Consider the following 17,689-nt stretch of genomic DNA (forward strand, 5'->3'; position numbering starts at 1 on the left):
TTTTGGGCGCCCGCTATTTGACGCCTCGTCTCAGGGGTTGTGCCTGGCCGCCCATCGGGGCGGCCACGCACCAGCGGCACGTAGTGCCAAGTGTTACTTCGAGTAGTACTCGACGATCAGCTGTTCCTGCAGCGGCACATCGATCTGGGCGCGCTCGGGCAACTGGTGGACCAGGATCCGCAGCCGGCCGGGGAGCACCTGCAGCCAGCCCGGAACCGGACGGTCGCCGAGGGTCTCACGCGCCACCTGGAACGGCAGGGTGCCCAGCGACTTCTCCTTGACATCGATGATGTCGTACTGGGTGACCTGGAAGCTGGGAACGTCGACCTTCTTGTTGTTCACCAGGAAGTGGCCGTGCGAGACCAGCTGGCGAGCCTGGCGGCGGGTACGGGCCAGGCCGGCGCGGTACACGACGTTGTCCAGGCGGGTCTCGAGCAGACGCAGCAGGTTGTCACCGGTCTTGCCCTTGAGGCGGTTGGCCTCTTCGTAGTACCGGCGGAACTGCTTCTCCATGACGCCGTAGGAGAAGCGGGCCTTCTGCTTCTCCTGCAGCTGGAGCAGGTACTCGCTCTCCTTGATCCGCGCGCGGCCGTGCTGGCCGGGCGGGTAGGGGCGACGCTCGAACGCCTGGTCGCCGCCGACGAGGTCGACGCGCAGACGACGCGACTTGCGGGTGATAGGGCCTGTGTAACGAGCCATTGTTCGTTATTCCTTTCCCGCTAGACGCGACGCCGCTTGGGCGGACGGCAGCCGTTGTGCGGCTGCGGGGTGACATCGGAGATCGTGCCCACCTCGAGGCCGGCGGCCTGCAGCGAGCGGATCGCGGTCTCGCGGCCCGAACCGGGGCCCTTCACGAACACGTCGACCTTCTTGACACCGTGTTCCTGCGCCTTGCGGGCGGCGTTCTCGGCGGCGAGCTGCGCGGCGAACGGGGTCGACTTGCGCGAGCCCTTGAAGCCGACGTGACCCGACGACGCCCAGGAGATGACGTTGCCGTTCGGGTCGGTGATCGACACGATCGTGTTGTTGAACGTGCTCTTGATGTGCGCGTTGCCGTGCGGGACGTTCTTCTTGTCCCTGCGACGCGACTTCTGGGTCTTCTTCGGGCCCGCGGCCCGACTCTTCGGAGGCATCGGTTATCCCTACTTCTTCTTGCCGGCGACGGTGCGCTTCGGGCCCTTGCGGGTGCGCGCGTTGGTCTTGGTGCGCTGGCCACGCACGGGCAGGCCACGACGGTGGCGCAGGCCCTGGTAGCAGCCGATCTCGATCTTGCGGCGAATATCGGCCTGCACCTCGCGGCGCAGGTCACCCTCGACCTTGAACTCCGAAGCCTCGATGTAGTCACGCAGCTTCGTCAGATCGTCGTCGCTGAGATCCTTCGAGCGCAGGTCCGGGCTGACGCCGGTGGCCTCGAGGATCTCCTTGGAGCGGGTACGGCCAATGCCGAAAATGTAGGTCAGTGCGATCTCCATGCGCTTCTCGCGCGGGAGGTCGACGCCCATGAGACGTGCCATCTGGCAGTTTCCTTAATCGTTGCGGAGGTCTGCTCCCTGTCCGTCCCCTCGTCTTGGCGGGGCACCGGCCTCCGAACCGGTGGTAGGCGCGCACGCCCAGGGCGAACCCTGATTTCCGCAGCGTGCGGCTGGTGCTGGGAGTTCTTCTTGCCAATCCGAACTGCGGTTCGGTGCTTGGCTGGTGTCGCGTCGAGCGTTCGCCGTCGGCAAGCCTCGGGCGGGTGGTGCGAGGTCTCCCTCGCCTCCGCTCAGCCCTGGCGCTGCTTGTGGCGCAGGTTGTCGCAGATCACCATGACCCGGCCGTGACGGCGGATCACCTTGCACTTCTCGCAGATCTTCTTGACGCTCGGCTGAACCTTCACGTCCGTCCAATCTGTTGTGGTTCACAGGGGTGTGAACACAGTTTTTCCCCAGTCGGCGACTGGGGAAGCTCTGGTGTGAGTCTTTCGACTCGGCCCCGGCTCACGCCGGGACTGCCGGCTCGCAACCGACGCCGATCGCGCCGGGCACGATCACTTGTAGCGGTATACGATCCGGCCACGCGACAGGTCGTAGGGCGAGAGCTCGACGACCACACGGTCCTCGGGGAGGATGCGAATGTAGTGCTGCCGCATCTTCCCGCTGATGTGCGCGAGAACCTTGTGTCCGTTCTCGAGCTCGATCCGGAACATCGCATTGGGCAGCGGTTCGACAACTCGACCCTCGACCTCGATGGCCCCGTCTTTCTTCGCCATGTCCTCCGCGATCCCGGTTACGCTCAACCTGGTTTGTTTGCTGGTTCTGCTCGAATGGGACCGATCGCCGGAGCGAACCGCTCGCACACAAACAGGCGGCGCCTAGGTGCACCGCCGCTCCAGCTTACCGATCCGTTCCGGATCGGGCAAAAATGCCTCCCTGTATACCCGTGTCGCCAGCGGTTTCGCAGCCGTCTTCCCACTCGTGGCGGGCCTCGGACGCTGCGCCGCGACGGGACCGGGTTGTCGCGTAAACTGGCCGCTGTCCAGGTATTTGGGTCGAACGGATCGAGGGGGACGCGTGAGCCGGCGCAGCGTGCGAGCCACCGGCGTGGGCGCTCTCGGTCGCGGCCGAAGCGAGCGGCAGGGAGGCGAGGCCGTGAGTAATCGTAGCGAGCGAGTCAACGGCAGAGCGTCCCTGGCCACGACCGAGCCGAGCGGGCAGCGAGGGCAGTCGTGACCGAGCGCAGCGAGCGAGAGATCGGCACGCCGAACATCGGCGAGGCGCAGTCGTGAGCCGTAGCAATGACGGCCTGCCCATGCTGCCGCCGTGGCTGTCGGAGAGCGACGTCAGCCAGAGCGGCTACGAAGCGCCGGTACAGAACCTTCCGCACGACGACCTCATCGAGGACTCCCCCAGCCGCAGGCGCGGCCGTCTGCGCAACCGCGCGCCCGAGGCGGAACGCCCGGATGCCGCACGGCCGGAGAAGCGCCGTAAGGGCTGGCGCCGCGACAAGCACGAGGGGAATGCCGAGGAGGAGCAGCGGCAGGGCGACGCGAGTCGCGCGCCCGCGCCGGTTCCGGAGGAGCCCGCACCGGCTCGTGCCCCGCACGAGTCGTGGCAGCAGCCGCAAGAGTCGTGGAAACAGCCACAGGAGTCCCGGCAACAGCCGCAAGATTCTCGGCAGCAGCCGCAAGATTCTCTGCAGCAGCCACAGGAGTCCCGGCAACAGCCTCCGCAAGAGTCCCTCCGGCAACAGGCATACGAGGCCTGGCAGCAGCCGCAAGAGTCTCGGCAACAGCCATACGAGGCCTGGCAGCAACCGCACGAGTCGTGGCAGCAGTCGCAAGAGTCTCGGCAACAGCCACAGGAGTCCCGGCAACAGCCGCAAGAGTCTTGGCCCCACCCACAGGAGTCCCAGCAGCCGCAGGAGTCCTGGCAGCAGCCGGGCTACGACCGCACTCCACCGGCGCAGGACAATTCGTGGCAAGCGCCGCCGGAGCGCACCGGCGTTCCGCAGCACAGCCTGCCCACGCGCAATCCGTCGCAGCCCTCACCCGGTTTCCAGCCGCTGGGGAGCAGGTCCGCGAACCCGCCCGCGCCGAACGAACAGCAGGCGCACCGGTCGGAGCTCCCGCCGCCGCCCCGGCAATCAGCCGACGAGCGGCCCGCTCCGCCCGGGAACGACGAGCATGCCCCGCCATCGCACGGCCAGAGCTCGCCGGGCCAGGCCGTCGGCGGCCGACCTCCGCTCGGGCCGCAGCACGGTGGATGGCCGTCCACCGGCAACCCTCGCCTCGATGCCGCCCTGTCGGCCGTGGCTCCGAGCCTGTGGCCGAACTCGGCTCCGCCCAATCGGACCATCCCTCCGATCGGCCCGAGCCCGACCGGAAACGAGGCGACTCAGCGCGGCGAGCCTCGCGAGACCCCACCCGCCGGTCCGAACCAGAGCTGGCCTACCTCGACATCGACCGGCCGCGAACCGGCCGCGCAACCGCCCCAAGCCGGATATCCCGCCGCGCCTCCGTCCGCTCCGGACCAGGCGGCGTGGCAGGACGGACACTCCTCGACACCGACCAGCACACAACCCGCACCGCAGCAGCCCATCGACCCGGCGACGTCGCCTCCCGACCGAAGCACGGCCGACCACACGGCGCGGCAGAACGCTCAGGCACCGACCGGCGTGCCATCCGCTCCACCGTCGGCAGGCCCGACCAGCGGCGGGACCTCGGCCGTAACCGGCCCGGAGGACGCGTCGCGGCAGGGCGGACACCCGTCGGCCCCGATCGCCACGCCAGTATCCAGCGCGTGGCAGGCCCCCGACCCGCTGAGCGAAAATGCGCAGTCACCGCACGGCGAGCAATCCGGGCCGTCAGCGGACGAGCACGCAGGCGCTCCGACAGCGGCACGTTCCGCTGAGGATCCCGTTTCCGGGAGAGCGGACGCTGTTCGGCAGGCCGAGAGCCGAGAAGCGACGCCGACCGGCGCCGACACCGGCACGTCATCCACCGGCGCAAGCCCGGCCGAACCGCACAGCGCGAACACCACTGCCGGGGTGAACCGGAGCGCGGCAGCGGCTCAGGCCCTGACAACGTCGGCAGGTGCGGGATCCGAGCATGGCTCCACGCCGAGCACCGGCGACATCACGCCGTCGAGCGATGCCCACCGGACACCGCCCATTACCGAGCATCCGGCGCAAGCCCCGCAGACCGCCGCACCCGCTCCCACGGCGGTGATTCCCGATGGTCCGCCGCCGTGGCTCGCGGCTCCTCGGCCCGAGCAGGCCGCCGCGCCCGCGACCGACGCGCCGCGCCGACTCCCACCGCTGCCCGACCCGCCCGCGCCGCACAACAGTGCATCCGGTACCGCGCCGGAGGCCCCCGTGCAGCCCGACTCGGCGGAGTCGGTCGATGCGACTCGCGCACAAAGGGACTCGAGCGCACCGGCGTCGAACCGCGCTGGCGCGACCGACATCGGCCCGGTGGCGGCGCGACCTGTCGCCGGTGGCGGACGCCACCGGCTGTCCGCGGAGCCGAACGAACCTTCGGCGTCCCAGCCGCCGGTCGGACAGGCGCCGAACTCCGACCAGCAGCCTGCACCTCAGCCCCGTCCGGACGCGGCTTACGACGCGGGCGCGCCACAGCCGCACCCCTACGCCTCGAGCGGCGTACCCGCCGGTCACCCGACGCAGTCCGCGGGCGATCAGGCAGCGGGCAGCGCACCGCAGGTCCCCGTCGACCAGTGGCGCAATGCTGCCGCGCCCGAATCCGGCCCGGCATCACCGCATTCCGTGCCGCCGCACCAAGCCACTGGTCACCCCGCCCCGCAGTGGGGCACGCCTCCCGGCTACCCACAGCCGCCCGCCCGGCAGCAGGGCGCCCCGTTCCAGCAGCCTTCACTCGACGACGTGCCGCTGCGCCGGGCCAAGAAAGCTCCGGGAACCGGGTGGCGCAAGGCCGTGCACCACGTGTCCGGCGGCGCGATCAACCCCGGTATGTCCGCCGAGGAACGCAGGTTGCAGGAACTGGTCGCGCGGATCAGGCAGCCCGTCCGCGGCGACTACCGGATCGCGGTGCTGTCGCTCAAGGGCGGTGTCGGAAAGACCACCACCACAATGGGTCTCGGCTCCACCTTCGCCTCGATCCGGGGCGACCGGGTGATCGCCGTCGACGCCAATCCTGACTTCGGCACGCTCTCGCAGCGGGTGCCCCTGCAGACCAGGTCCACCGTGCGCGACCTGCTCCTCGATTCGACCATCCAGCGCTATTCGGATGTGCGCAGGCACACCTCGCAGGCGACGAGCCGCCTGGAAGTGCTCGCCAGCGAACGTGATCCGGCCGCGTCGGAGGCGTTCAGCGAAGAGGAGTACCGCGCGGTCGCCCGAATCCTGCAGCGGTTCTACAACATCATCCTCACCGACTGCGGTACCGGGCTCATGCATTCGGCCATGTCCGGTGTGCTCGACCTGGCGCACTCGCTGGTACTGATCTCCTCCCCCGCGATCGACGGAGCCCGCAGTGCCGCAGCCACATTGGACTGGTTGTCGCTGCACGGCCACGACCATTTGGTGCGCAACGCGGTGGTGGTGATCAACTCCCCGCGGGCCGGATCGCCGAACGTCGGTATCCAGCAGCTACGGGAGTACTTCCTGTCCCGGTGCCGCGCCGTGCACATCATCCCGTTCGACGCGCACATGTCCGAGGGTGCCGAAATCGATTTGCACCGCTTGCACAAGCAGACCAAACGGGCCTATGTCGAGCTGGCCGCGACCGTCGCGGACGACTTCGCCACCGATCATCGTCGTTACCACCCGTGACACCCGCCGGGCGGTGGCCCGGCGGGGCGAAGGGCGAACGGATCAGCCGCTCACCACTCGGGCAGACGCCGCCTGCCCGCCATGACGTCGCGCACCAGATCGTCATAGGCGTCCGCGAGTTCGGCGAGATGATGCCACGCGTTGTGCAGCAAATCGTCGTGCGCGTTCAGAGTCATCAACGCGTGGTGTGCGCGCACCGACGACTCGGCGAGGCGATCGATCACCGCACCCACCGTTTCGGTGTGCAGAGTGGCGCCGAGCCGATGCTGCGGCACACTTCGCATCACCCAGTCGTCGATGGCCATCACCAATTCGACTCTGCGACGCTCGATTTCGCGAACCACCGCCACGGAGGTGTCCACCGAACCACCGCGGCCGACCAGGCGGCGCTCATGTAGCACTGCCAGATCACGAGCGAACCACAAGAGCGGACCACCGACCACGCGGTGTCCGCGACACGCCCGAACCAATAGGTCGGACGTGGGAAGCAATCCCGGTGCCGAAGAGCGCACCGAAGGATCGACACACCTAGGTGTGCCAGGGAGGGCCATTACGACCGTTGTATCCGAACCTGCCACGTTGCCTCGCCGTCATCGCCGCACAACACCGGATCAGGACTTCATTACAATAAACCTCTGAAGGCACCTGTCAAGCGTTAACGGGCCGTAGGGAGTCACGGAGAGTACACTTCGTTACCTGCATGACCAACCGAGGAGCAAGATGGCGGACGGTCCGACGTATCACCGGATCGCAGACCTCCTCCGCGAGGAGATCCGCGCAGCCAAGTGGAAACCGGGCGATCGACTGCCCAGTCACTCGGAGCTTGCCGATCAAATGCAGGTCTCGATTACCACGGCCCGCAACGCGATCCAGGTGCTGGTGACCGAAAATCTCGTCTATACAGCTACTTCCCGCGGAACGATCGTTCGAAACCAGGAAATCCTGGAATCCGTTGTCACCGATTCCATCCGCCCCGACCGGCCGCAGACCCCGCACGACATCTTCGAGGAGATCGCGCGGGCCGCGCACCGGGAGCCGTCGAAGGAGTTCAGCGCGAAGATGGAGCCCGCCAGCCCCGAAGTCGCGTCTTGGTTGGGGATACCGCCGGATTCGTGGGTGCTGGCCAGGACGGTGGTCCAGTATCTCGACCATGAGCCGTGGTCGTGGGAGGTCAGCTTCTATCCCCGTGATCTGGCGGAGGCCACCGGAATCGATTCACCGCACGATATTCCGGAGGGCACCACCCGCCGCCTCGCCGACCGGGGCCATGCCGAGACCGCGCACCGCGACACGCTCGTCGCCCGGCCTGCCACCGCGGAGGAAGCCTTGGTGCTCGGCGTCGCCACCGGCACCATCCTGCTCGACCACCTGCGCATCGGCGCCAACCACGAGCGCGTCACCCGTGCCACGCGGCAACGTTCGCTCGCCTCCGGCAATCGGCTCGCCTACGAGCTCGGCGACGCCGAAGGCACCGCAGTCATCCGGACCACGCTTGCCGATTCGCACGGGACCGGCCGGGCCTAGCCCATGACGATCGCGCTGCGCCAGGCGACATGGGGCGATCTCGGCATGATCTGCCGCCTGCGCGTACAGCGCACGGCGTGGCTCACCGCGCGCGGCTCCGACCAGTGGACGGTCGCCGGACGCGGCCTGCCCATCGAGATCTTCGCTCGCGCCGTGGGACGGTCGCTGGACGCGGGCGAGACCTGGATCGCCGAGGTCGCGGGCGAACCGGCGGGAACAATCACGGTCAACGACCGCGCCGACGCCGGTCTGTGGTCGGCGTGGGAACTCGACGACGCGGTGATCGCCCATTACATGATCGTGGATCTGCGTTTCGCGGGCCGCCGCGTGGGCCATCACCTGCTGGCGCACGCGGGACTGCTCGCCCGCTCGCAGGGCCGCGCCTGGGTCCGGCTCGACGCGTGGACCACCAATACCCACCTGCACGCCTACTACCGTTCGGCGGGATTCCGTTTGGTGCGCATCGCGGGCCCGCTCGCGCTGGGACCGTCGCGCGCGCTGTTCGAGCGAAGAGCCGATAGCTGGGATCCCGCACTTCCCGTGCCGGTCCCCGCTGTCGGGCGAGTGGCCGCGCCTGCGCTTTTGCGCCCACCGCCGCCGAACAACTGATCCCACGCGGCGACAACTGAACGATCCGCGCTGTCCGGGGCTGCCCGCCGCGCGCGACGGGCACGGTGTAACCGAATATCGCAGGACGCCTTGTGCGCGATCGTGCCGCGCACTCACGAGCCGCTCCGCGCACGCCGGAATATCCGGCGCACGACGGCGAACCGATCAGATGGGCGGCAAGTGCGCGATGTGCACCATCTCGATACCCCTGCTGCGCGAGACCAGTGTTCCACGGCCGGGCGGCAGCTTGCTCGGCCGCACGTCGCCGATCAGCTTGCCCTCGTCACGCGACCCGCTCATGATCAGCGTCTCCACCGAAAGGTTCTTCATGGTGCCCAGAATCGGGTCGTACAGCGCACGGGACACACCGCCGCTGCGGCGGGTTACCACGAAATGCATGCCGATATCCCGCGCCTGGGGCAGGTATTCCAACAGCGGCGCGAACGGATTCATGCCGGTACCGGCCGCCACCATGTCGTAGTCGTCGACCACGATGTAGATCTCCGGGCCGCTCCACCAACTGCGTTCGCGCAGTTGCTGCGGTGTGATGTCCGAGCCGGGAATCCGCTTGGCGAGATACCCGGCCACCTCTTGGATCATCGGACCGCAGGTCTGCGACGACGTCGAGTATCCGGCCAGGTGGTCGCCCTCGACCACGCCGAGCATGGTCCGGCGGTAGTCCACCATGATGATCCGGGCCTGCTCGGTGGTCGACTGTTCCACCACGCCCATCACGATGTTGCGCAACAGGGTGGTCTTGCCGCATTCCACGTCCGCGAAGGCCATGAAGTGCGGTTCTACGCCGAAATCCAGCACCAGCGGCTGCAATTCGGACTCGCCGCGACCGACGACCACCCGGGTGGGGCTGAGCTCGACGCCTTCCGCCTTCGCCGAGGCCATCAGCTCGTCCCTGCCGAAGCGCAGCGGCAGCATGCGCACTTCGGGCGCGCGGCGGTTCGGGTACTGCTGTTCGAGTCCGGCCCGCGCCTGCGCGACACCGTCGGCCAGGCTGCCCTGGTCGGAGTCGGAGTCCAGGCGCGGCAGGGCGATCAGCATGTGCAGCTGGTCCGCGGTCAGACCGCGCCCCGGGCGTCCGACCGGAACCTGGTGCGCGGTGCGCCTGCCCATCTCCGAGTCGGACGGATCGCCGAGCCGCAGCTCGACGCGGGTGCCGATCTGGTCCTTGACCACCGGGCGGATCTCGGCCCAGCGCGCGGCGCCGATCATCAGGTGGATGCCGAACGACAAGCCCTGCGCCGCGATGGCGTTGATCTGCGGCTCCAGCAGGTCGAACTCTTCGCGGATCGCGGCCCAGCCGTCGATCACCAGGAACACGTCGCCGAACTTGTCGTCGGCCAAGGGGTCGGCGGGACCGGCTGTGCCATCCGGAACGCGACGGCCCTCGCCGAACTTGCGGCGCCGGAACTCGGCCATCGATTCGATGCCCAGCGCGGCGAACCGCTCCTCGCGCTGACGCATCAGCGTGGTGAGCTCGGCGACGGTGCGGCGCACCCGATCGCCGTCGAGGCGACCGGCCACCGAGCCCACGTGCGGCACGCCGGACAAGCCCGCCATGCTGCCGCCGCCGAAGTCGAGGCAGTAGAACTGCGCCTGTTCGGGAGTGTGCGTGGCCGCGGTCGCCATGATGATGGTGCGCAGGGTCGTCGACTTGCCCGACTGCGGGCCGCCGACGACCGCGACATTGCCCTGGGCGCCAGCCAGATTGATGGTGAGCACATCGCGGCGCTGCTCGTAGGGCTTGTCGATGACGCCGATCGGCATCCACAGTTGGCCGTGCCGGTTGACCGGCGAACGCCAGTCCGGGTCCGGCAGCAGCATGTCCACCGTCGGGGATTCGTCCAGCGGCGGCAACCACACCTCGTGCGCCGGTCGGCCGTGCCCGGTGAGCCGCTTGACGACCACGTCGAGCAACGTGTCCGGGATGCCCTCGTCGGCGCCGGGCACGGCCCCAGCGGCCGACGGTGGCGGCGGCAGCTCCAGCAGCGGGTTCGACGGCGCGACCGGTTCCACTTCGGTATCCGCATCGATCGGGTCGGGTATCTCCACCGGCACGGCGGTGAACAACGCGGGCCGCCTGCCCGCGACCGGGCTGCCGTCCTCGCCGGTCACCGCGCCCTGCGGCGCGACGTACGGACCGGACACGTAACTGGCGTTGAACCGCAACGGATCCGACGCGTCGCTCTTCAGATATCCCGATCCGGGCACGCTCGGCAGATGATAGGCGTCGGTGATGCCGAGCACCGCACGCGACTCGTTCGCCGAGAACGTGCGCAGGCCGATGCGATAGGACAGATGCGATTCCAGTCCGCGCAGCTTGTTCTCCTCCAGGCGCTGCGACGCCAGCAGCAGGTGCACGTGCAGCGACCGGCCGAGGCGGCCGATCATCACGAACAGCTCCGCGAAATCCGGCTTCTGCGAGAGCAGTTCGGAGAACTCGTCGACCACGATGAACAGCGCGGGCAGCGGATCGAGCGGCACTCCCGCGGCGCGCGCCTTCTCGTAGTCGGTGACGTTGGCGTAGTTGCCCGCCGAACGCAGCAGCTCCTGGCGGCGGTTCATCTCGCCCGCGAGCGCGTCCTTCATGCGATCGACCAGCGAGAGTTCCTCTTCCAGGTTGGTGATCACGGCGGCGACGTGCGGCAGCGAGTCGAGGCCGAGGAAGGTCGCGCCGCCCTTGAAGTCGACGAGCACCAGGTTCAGCGCGTCCGGCGAATGCGTGGTGACCAGCGAGAGCACCAGAGTGCGCAGGAATTCCGACTTTCCGGAGCCGGTGGCGCCGATGCACAGGCCGTGCGGGCCCATGCCGTTCTCGGCCGACTCCTTGATGTCGATCTCCACCGGAGTGCCGTCGGGGGTGATGCCGATCGGCACCCGCAGCCGCTCCCTGCCGGTGCGCGGACGCCACACTCGCGCCGGATCGATCTGGGCCGCGTCCGGGATCTTCAGTAGCGCCATCAGTCCCGGATCGGCCGTGGTTCCCTCACCGAGACTCACGATCTGCGCGGCCGTCGCGAGCCGGTACCTGGCCAGCGCCCGAGCGAAGGACTCGGACTCCGCCGTGCTCACCTCGTCGGCGGTGGCGAACTTCTCCACGCCGGCCGCACTGCGCGCGGCCACCTCGCCGTCGCCGACGACCAGTTGCAGTCCGCGCCGCGCCGCGAGCCCGCCTTCCGGCGCGGTGAGGTCGAGCACCGTCACCGAATCCAGGCCCGATTCGCTGACCAGCCGTTCGCTGCCGCTGACGTAGCCGTCGTCGATGACGACGACCAGATGTAGTCGCCCCTGGGTCGGCTGTGGGTTGCGCATGAACCGGCCGCGCTCGAGCAGCTCGGCCGCAAGCGCCGTTTCCAGTTCACCGAGCGAGTGGTACATCATCCGGGCCGAGCCCATGCCGTCGCGCTGGGTCGGATGCTGCAGTTGCGGTAGCCATTTCGCCCAGGACCAGGCCTGGCCGTCCGGGTCCGAGCAGACGATCGCGATGGCGAGATGGTCGGGACCGTGGAATGCGGCCAGCTCCATCAGCATCGCCCGCGCCAGCATGCGCGCGTCCTCGACCGGGCCGCCGATGTTGATCGCGGGGAACGCGCGCAGCGACACGGCGGTCGGCAGGCGGTGCACCACCGAATGGGTGCGCACGAATCGGCGCAGGGCCACGGTGGACACCGGTTCCAGATCCTCCAGCGGCCCCGTCTCGGGGCGCGCCAGTTTGGTCGCCAGCCGGTGGCTGCCGACCCCGACGCGCACGTGTCCGAAGTCCGGGTCGTTGGGCCTGCGCTCCCACATTCGCCTCGTCCCGATCAGGGACGGCAGGTCGGCGGGTTCGGGGTGACTCCACCGGAGCGTCTCCAGCTGCTTGCCGCCGGTGCGGCGCACCTCGTTGCGGACCTGGTCCAGATAGCGGAAGTAGTCCTTGCGCTCCTCGTTGAGTTCCACCGCGCGCTTGGGGCCGCCGCCACGGAAGCCCGCCATCATGCCGACCATCGACATGAGCATCATCATCGGGAACATCATCATGAACGGATTGGCCAGCAGGTTGCGGCCCATCATCGCCATCATGGCGATCATGCCGACCACCGCGACCACCATGACGACCGGCATCAGCTTCATCATCAGCGGCGCGGGCAGGGCGCGCGCGATCTCCGGCGGAGCGGTCAGCGCCACCTCACCACCGGGCGCCCGGGGCGGCGCGATACGGGGGCGGCGCACAAAGCCTTCGGTAGCCATGATTCCTTCGTTCGGTCGGCGGCGAGCGGTCGAGCTGCGCCCGCGCTACGGATCGAATTCCGCGTTCAGGTCCTGCCTGGTCCGCCGGAACGGGAACGCCACGGCCACACCGATGGCGAGGCAGGCCAGGGAGACGATGGAGCCGATCACCGCGATCCGGCGCGGCCGCGGGTCGGGGCCCGGCGGGATCACCGGCGCGGCGACGGCTCGTGCGGCGTCGGCGCCCGCGCTCACGGGTTTCTCCGGCAGCTGCGCGGTGAGCGCGGCGAGCGGATCGATCAGGCCGTGGCCGATCCGGTCGTCGCGGCCGGTGCCCGGTCCGTGTGCGGTGCGGATGATGCGGTCCATAACCTGCTGCGCGCTGAGTTCCGGAAAGCGGGCCCGCACCAGCGCGGCCAGCCCGGCCACGTAGGGGGCCGCGAAGCTGGTGCCCTCCACGGCCCGGATTCCATCGGTGGTCTGGACGCCGTCGACCAGGCCGGTGGCGCCCGGTTTGCTGTCCAGCGACACGATATTGCGGCCGATCGCGGCGACGCCCACCCATGGGCCGTGCAGCGACAGCTCCGACACCTGGCCCGTCGAGTCCACCGAGCCCACCGAGAGCACGTAGGGCGTGAACCAGGCCGGACTCGCGACCGTGGCCACCGAACTCCAGCCGGAACCCTCGTTCTGTTTCGAGCAGGCGCCGTCGGGCTGCAGATTGCCCGCGGCCGCGACCACGACGACATTGCGGTCGTAGGCGTACTTCACCGCCGCGCCGAGCGAGGCGTCGGCGGTGTCCGAACCGGCTGCGGTGCAAGCTACTTCGGAGATGTTGATGACGGTGGCGCCGAGATCGACGGCGCGGACCACGGCCGCCGCCAGGGTGAGCACGCTGCCGTAGCCGTCGCTGCTGATCTTGCCCGGCGGATCGCCACGGCCGCCGCGGTCCTTCGGCTCGTAGGCCAGGCTCAGCTGCCGGATGGTGAGCAGGTCCGCGTCGGGCGCGACGCCTGCGAAGGCGTCGCCGGGGCTGGGCTGGGCCGCGATGATTCCGGCGACCAGGGTGCCGTGGCCGTCGCAATCGACTGTGCCGTCGCTGTCGGAGACGAAGTCACCGCCAGGTTGCAAAGACCGTAACCGCGGGTGCGGATTCACCCCGGTATCGATGACGGCCACCTTCTGCCCTGCGCCGCGGCTGAACTGCCACGCCGACGGCAGATCCAGCACGCGCTGGGCCATCGGAGGCTCGCCCGGCGGCGCGCCGGTGAGCAGGGGTTCGGCGCAGACGGCGCGCTGTTCGGTCGGCTCCAACGGCGCGGGCCGCGCGCTCAAACCTTGTGCGGCGCCGAGGGCGCCGGGGTCGATGCCGGGTGGGGCGATCGCCTGGGCACTCGGCCACGGCACGCCGATTCCGGCGCCGGCAACCGTTGCCGCGCAGGCCATCCGCATGACGATCCGGCGGAAGGCGCTGCCGGTCATATGTTCCGGGCCATCGAGTAGATGTTCATCACCCACAGCACGAGCGGAATCACCGCCACGATCAGCAAGTACTCGAAGATCTCGATCATCCGCCGGGTCACCGGGGTGACCTCGATGTGCGGACCGATCACCCCGAACCCGACCACGCCCGCGGCGAACGCGAGCAGGATGCCTGCCGCGAGCAAGGTGTAATCCGAATCCCCGACGGCGAATCCGACGGCCAGGGCCACGACAGTCAGGCACCCACCGCCGATCATCGTCGCGGCTTGGGTGAGATCGGCGAACGAGCGGCCGCGCAGCGCGAGGATGATCGCGGTCACGACCGCCAGCGTGATGCCCTGCCAGCGTCCGGAACCCAGCGGATCGGCCACGCCGAACGCGCCGACGACCGCGCTCGCGGTGCACGCTGCGACCAGGCCGGACTGGAACCGGTTGGCCGTTCGTGCCCGTACCCCTAGTCCCGCGGCCGAGGGCAGTGCGCTGGCGCCGATGGCGCCGATGCCCTCGATGGTCGGTCGCGGCTCGTGGTCGGCCGGGTCGATCGCGCCGCCCGCGGTGGGAACCGGCGGAATCGGCAGCCGCGCGAGCACGGCCGCCAGCCGCGGCACCGCCGAGATGATCACGATGCCCGCCACCAGCAGACCGGCCGACAATTTCGGCAGGCCCGGATGCCAGATCAGGTGGATCGCCGCGGCGACGCCCGCGATCACGGCGAGCGCGGCGGCGCAGGAGAACAGCGTCGCGCCGGTGCCGGTTATCCGGTAGCCCAGCAGCGCCGCGATCAGCAGCACCGAACTGCCCAGCAGCAGATGGGGACTGCCGAGCGTGCCCGGCACCAGCAGCGCGGCGCCGCCGAAGAGCAGTAGCAGTCCGTCCAGGGACAACCAGGTCGCGGTCGCCGTGTCGGCGTATCTGTGCGCGGCGATACCCGCTGTGACGAATCCCGCTGTGCCACAGCCGAGCAGCGCGAGAGCGGGTGCGACCGGATCGCCGTGCCCGCGCGAGATCACCAGCACGACCAGCGTGATCAGCACGCTGAGCGCCGACACGACCAGGCCCATCCAGCGCGCGGCTGCCCCGGACCAGCTCAGGAATTCCTCGGCGGTCAGCCGTGATACCGCGTCGATGACGTCATCGAACAGCGCGGGCGCTTCCTTCGCGGCCACCGACCGCAGCACCAGCAACTCACCGTCGTAGACCTCGGCCTCGGTGAGCGTGCGGCTCGGCGCGATCGCCTCCCGGCCGAGCCGGGCCAGGGTCCAGTGCCGCGCGTCCAGCGGCGCCGACTCCTCCTCGGCCTCGGTCCGCTCCGGGTTACGCGATTCGATGAGCGCCACCAGATCACCGATGAATGTGGCGATCGGCACGGTGGCCGGCAATCCGACATCGACCTGAGTGTTCCCACCGATGACCGAAACACGACTCAATACGGGTTCGGTGGCACGTATACCGCTCGCCGACTCGATCAACGGCAACCTTCCCCAGCCCTCATCCGGAACAATGATTCACGCATCGACAACATTTGCTGGAACCCGTCCCGAGTGCCCGACTTCACCACATCGAGCACTCGCACACATAGCCGACTCTTGCGTTGCGACCTCCCGGCAGCTGAACCTAATGTAACGGACGAACCGGGCCACGCGCGATCGGTAGTCTGGTATCCAGATGAACGTCTCTACTACGAGAAACGAAGATTTCGGGGTTCGACAGCAATGACCGGCAACCGTCAAGCACAACGCGCATTCGATGCCGGAATCCTGTCGCTCGGATTGTCCATCGAGGGGCAAGAATCCGCACGTGATCTCGACTACGCGAAACTGGCTTTTCAACGCGCCACGGAGTGGGATCCCACGATGTGCGACGCGTGGCTCGGCCGCGCCGCCGCGGGCGAGCTGACCAAGGACGTTCTGTTCAATCTGCACAAGACCAGCGCGAGCACGCTCTACCGCGAGCAGCGCAGGCTCGGATTGCGTCCACGCGAACTCGCGGGCCGCTTCCTGCCCGGTCTGTACATCGACTACCCGCTGGCCAACCACACCGAGGTCACGCTGGCCTGGGCGGCACAGCTGATCGCCGACAAGGAGTACGACGAGGCCGAGCGGGTGCTCGACGAACTCGACACGTTCCGCGGTGGACAGCTGAGCAACCCCGAAGGCGAGATCGACAGCCGCATCTGCGCGTACGTCCGTGGCGTGCTGCACTACAACACCCAGCGCTGGCCCGACGTGATGGCGGTGCTCGCCGGTTCGGCGGACTGGGAGGATCCGTACCTGGCGGCGGGCGCGCACGTGATGGTCGGCACCGCGTGCGCCCAGCTCGGCTTGTTCGGCGAGGCGATCCGGCGGATGCAGCAGGCCGAGGCGGGCCCGATCCCGGCGGCGCGGTCGACCGCGATGTTCTGCCGCGGCTTGTGCCTGCGGGAATCGGGCAACGAGGAGGAAGCCCAAGCCCTGTTCGAGAAGGTGTACTCGCAGGCACCGGATTTCGAGGCGAACGCGGCCGCGATGCGTGACCGCACCTACCGGATCACCGTCACCAGCCGCGAGGTGATCGATGCGCGCACCGACAAGTGGGACCCGGCGTCCTCGCCGTCGATGGAGCAGATGGAACAGGCCGAGAGCCAGGACCGGGCGAAGAAGATCCTGGTCGAGGCCAGAGCCGAACTGGACTCGCAGATCGGCTTGGCCTCGGTGAAAACCCAGGTGGCGAAGCTCCAGTCGTCGGCGCAACTGGCGAAGATCCGGGCCGAGAAGGGCTTGGCGAGTCAGCCGCGCGGCCAGCACCTGGCCTTCACCGGGCCGCCCGGCACCGGTAAGACGACCATCGCGCGGGTGGTCGCGAAGATCTACTGCGGCGTCGGCCTGTTGAAGACCGACAAGGTGGTCGAAGCCAAGCGCGTCGACTTCGTCAGCCAGAACCTGGGCGGCACCGCGATCAAGACCGAGAAGCTGATCGACACCGCCATGGACGGCGTGCTGTTCATCGACGAGGCGTACACGCTGATCCAGACCGGTCTGCAAGGCGGCGACGCGTTCGGCCGGGAAGCGGTGGACACGCTGCTGGCGCGCATGGAGAACGACCGTGATCGCCTCGTGGTGATCATCGCGGGCTACGACGGCGAGATCGACCGGCTGCTCACCGCCAACGACGGCCTGGCCTCGCGCTTTTCGAAGCGGTTGCAGTTCCCGTCCTACACGGCGGACGAACTGGGGCGGATCGGCCAGGTGATCGCCAGGAAACGCGATTCGGACCTGTCCGAAGAAGCGCTCGAGCAGCTGGTCCGGGCCTGCGAGCGCCTGTACGCGATGCAGAGCACCGACCAGAGCGGTCAGCCGCGCCGCGGCGTCGACCTCGCTGGCAACGGTCGGTTCGTCCGCAACGTGATCGAAGCGGCCGAGGAAGAGCGCGAATTCCGGCTGGCCAACGACGAATCGCTGGACCTGACCGACATCGATGAGGCGGTGCTGCGCCGCATCGAGGCGTCGGACATGGAGCTGGCCTTGTCCAGCCTGCTCACCTCGCTGAACGTCGGCTGGACGGACTGAGTCCGGTCGGGCGGCCCGGC

General features: G+C 68.8%; 13 protein-coding genes. 4 read left to right on the forward strand and 9 right to left on the reverse strand.

From position 1 onward, the window contains the following. Positions 1 to 93: 93 nt before the first annotated feature. The 5 genes from rpsD to infA form a co-directional block, all read right to left on the reverse strand. Entirely contained in the window at positions 94 to 699 is a 606-nt protein-coding gene (gene rpsD, locus ACIA5H_RS04255) for a 30S ribosomal protein S4 (protein ID WP_356964759.1), read from the reverse strand. A gap of 20 nt (positions 700 to 719) precedes the next feature. Beyond that, complete coding sequence (rpsK, locus tag ACIA5H_RS04260; protein ID WP_039795647.1) at positions 720 to 1,133, reverse strand: 30S ribosomal protein S11; 414 nt, start codon at positions 1,131 to 1,133, stop codon at positions 720 to 722. A gap of 9 nt (positions 1,134 to 1,142) precedes the next feature. Further along, a complete protein-coding gene (gene rpsM / locus ACIA5H_RS04265; protein WP_039795645.1) occupies positions 1,143 to 1,514 on the reverse strand; it encodes a 30S ribosomal protein S13 in 372 nt (123 codons plus the stop codon). A gap of 248 nt (positions 1,515 to 1,762) precedes the next feature. Next, positions 1,763 to 1,876, reverse strand: coding sequence for a 50S ribosomal protein L36 (gene rpmJ / locus ACIA5H_RS04270; protein WP_011207363.1), 114 nt, complete (start codon positions 1,874 to 1,876; stop codon positions 1,763 to 1,765). A gap of 150 nt (positions 1,877 to 2,026) precedes the next feature. Beyond that, a complete protein-coding gene (gene infA, locus ACIA5H_RS04275) occupies positions 2,027 to 2,248 on the reverse strand; it encodes a translation initiation factor IF-1 (protein WP_003418601.1) in 222 nt (73 codons plus the stop codon). 512 nt (positions 2,249 to 2,760) lie between these two features. On the opposite strand from infA, the gene ACIA5H_RS04280 reads away from it, so the two are divergent. Then, positions 2,761 to 6,285: an AAA family ATPase gene (locus ACIA5H_RS04280; RefSeq protein ID WP_379252005.1), complete on the forward strand. Its 3,525-nt coding sequence runs from the start codon at positions 2,761 to 2,763 to the stop codon at positions 6,283 to 6,285. Positions 6,286 to 6,335: 50 nt separating this feature from the next. On the opposite strand, the gene ACIA5H_RS04285 is transcribed toward ACIA5H_RS04280, so the two are convergent. Continuing rightward, positions 6,336 to 6,647, reverse strand: a complete 312-nt coding sequence (locus tag ACIA5H_RS04285; protein WP_355076200.1) for a DUF4254 domain-containing protein — start codon at positions 6,645 to 6,647, stop codon at positions 6,336 to 6,338. 358 nt (positions 6,648 to 7,005) lie between these two features. On the opposite strand from ACIA5H_RS04285, the gene ACIA5H_RS04290 reads away from it, so the two are divergent. Then, complete coding sequence (locus ACIA5H_RS04290) at positions 7,006 to 7,809, forward strand: GntR family transcriptional regulator (protein ID WP_355076198.1); 804 nt, start codon at positions 7,006 to 7,008, stop codon at positions 7,807 to 7,809. Between the two features lie 3 nt (positions 7,810 to 7,812). After that, entirely contained in the window at positions 7,813 to 8,418 is a 606-nt protein-coding gene (locus ACIA5H_RS04295; protein ID WP_379252004.1) for a GNAT family N-acetyltransferase, read from the forward strand. A 165-nt stretch (positions 8,419 to 8,583) separates the two neighbouring features. Here the strand turns inward: ACIA5H_RS04295 and eccCa are convergent, their stop codons facing one another. Genes eccCa through eccD form a run of 3 tightly spaced genes read right to left on the reverse strand, consistent with a single transcriptional unit; the run spans position 8,584 to position 15,599 of the window. Then, positions 8,584 to 12,663 carry a type VII secretion protein EccCa gene (gene eccCa / locus ACIA5H_RS04300; RefSeq protein WP_397073813.1) on the reverse strand — a complete coding sequence of 1,360 codons (4,080 nt, stop codon included), beginning with the start codon at positions 12,661 to 12,663 and terminating at the stop codon, positions 8,584 to 8,586. Positions 12,664 to 12,708: 45 nt separating this feature from the next. After that, the gene (mycP, locus tag ACIA5H_RS04305) at positions 12,709 to 14,124 is read right to left on the reverse strand and encodes a type VII secretion-associated serine protease mycosin (RefSeq protein WP_397073815.1); all 1,416 of its coding nucleotides are present in this window, start codon (positions 14,122 to 14,124) and stop codon (positions 12,709 to 12,711) included. Beyond that, complete coding sequence (gene eccD / locus ACIA5H_RS04310; protein WP_397073817.1) at positions 14,121 to 15,599, reverse strand: type VII secretion integral membrane protein EccD; 1,479 nt, start codon at positions 15,597 to 15,599, stop codon at positions 14,121 to 14,123. Before eccD ends, mycP begins: the two co-directional genes overlap by 4 nt. 237 nt (positions 15,600 to 15,836) lie before the next feature. Here eccD and eccA point away from each other — a divergent pair, with 237 nt between their 5' ends. Further along, positions 15,837 to 17,669 carry a type VII secretion AAA-ATPase EccA gene (gene eccA, locus ACIA5H_RS04315; protein ID WP_397073819.1) on the forward strand — a complete coding sequence of 611 codons (1,833 nt, stop codon included), beginning with the start codon at positions 15,837 to 15,839 and terminating at the stop codon, positions 17,667 to 17,669. Positions 17,670 to 17,689 lie beyond the last annotated feature (20 nt).

Source organism: Nocardia sp. NPDC051900 (genome assembly GCF_044452545.1).
Taxonomy (GTDB): domain Bacteria; phylum Actinomycetota; class Actinomycetes; order Mycobacteriales; family Mycobacteriaceae; genus Nocardia; species Nocardia sichangensis.

Excerpts from the sequence above, each read along its gene's own strand:
- infA (WP_003418601.1), bottom strand. The coding sequence starts at position 2,248 with ATGGCGAAGAAAGACGGGGCCATCGAGGTCGAGGGTCGAGTTGTCGAA.
- rpsD (WP_356964759.1), bottom strand. The coding sequence starts at position 699 with ATGGCTCGTTACACAGGCCCTATCACCCGCAAGTCGCGTCGTCTGCGC.
- ACIA5H_RS04290 (WP_355076198.1), top strand. The coding sequence starts at position 7,006 with ATGGCGGACGGTCCGACGTATCACCGGATCGCAGACCTCCTCCGCGAG.
- rpsM (WP_039795645.1), bottom strand. The coding sequence starts at position 1,514 with ATGGCACGTCTCATGGGCGTCGACCTCCCGCGCGAGAAGCGCATGGAG.
- ACIA5H_RS04295 (WP_379252004.1), top strand. The coding sequence starts at position 7,813 with ATGACGATCGCGCTGCGCCAGGCGACATGGGGCGATCTCGGCATGATC.
- eccA (WP_397073819.1), top strand. The coding sequence starts at position 15,837 with ATGACCGGCAACCGTCAAGCACAACGCGCATTCGATGCCGGAATCCTG.
- rpsK (WP_039795647.1), bottom strand. The coding sequence starts at position 1,133 with ATGCCTCCGAAGAGTCGGGCCGCGGGCCCGAAGAAGACCCAGAAGTCG.
- mycP (WP_397073815.1), bottom strand. The coding sequence starts at position 14,124 with ATGACCGGCAGCGCCTTCCGCCGGATCGTCATGCGGATGGCCTGCGCG.
- eccCa (WP_397073813.1), bottom strand. The coding sequence starts at position 12,663 with ATGGCTACCGAAGGCTTTGTGCGCCGCCCCCGTATCGCGCCGCCCCGG.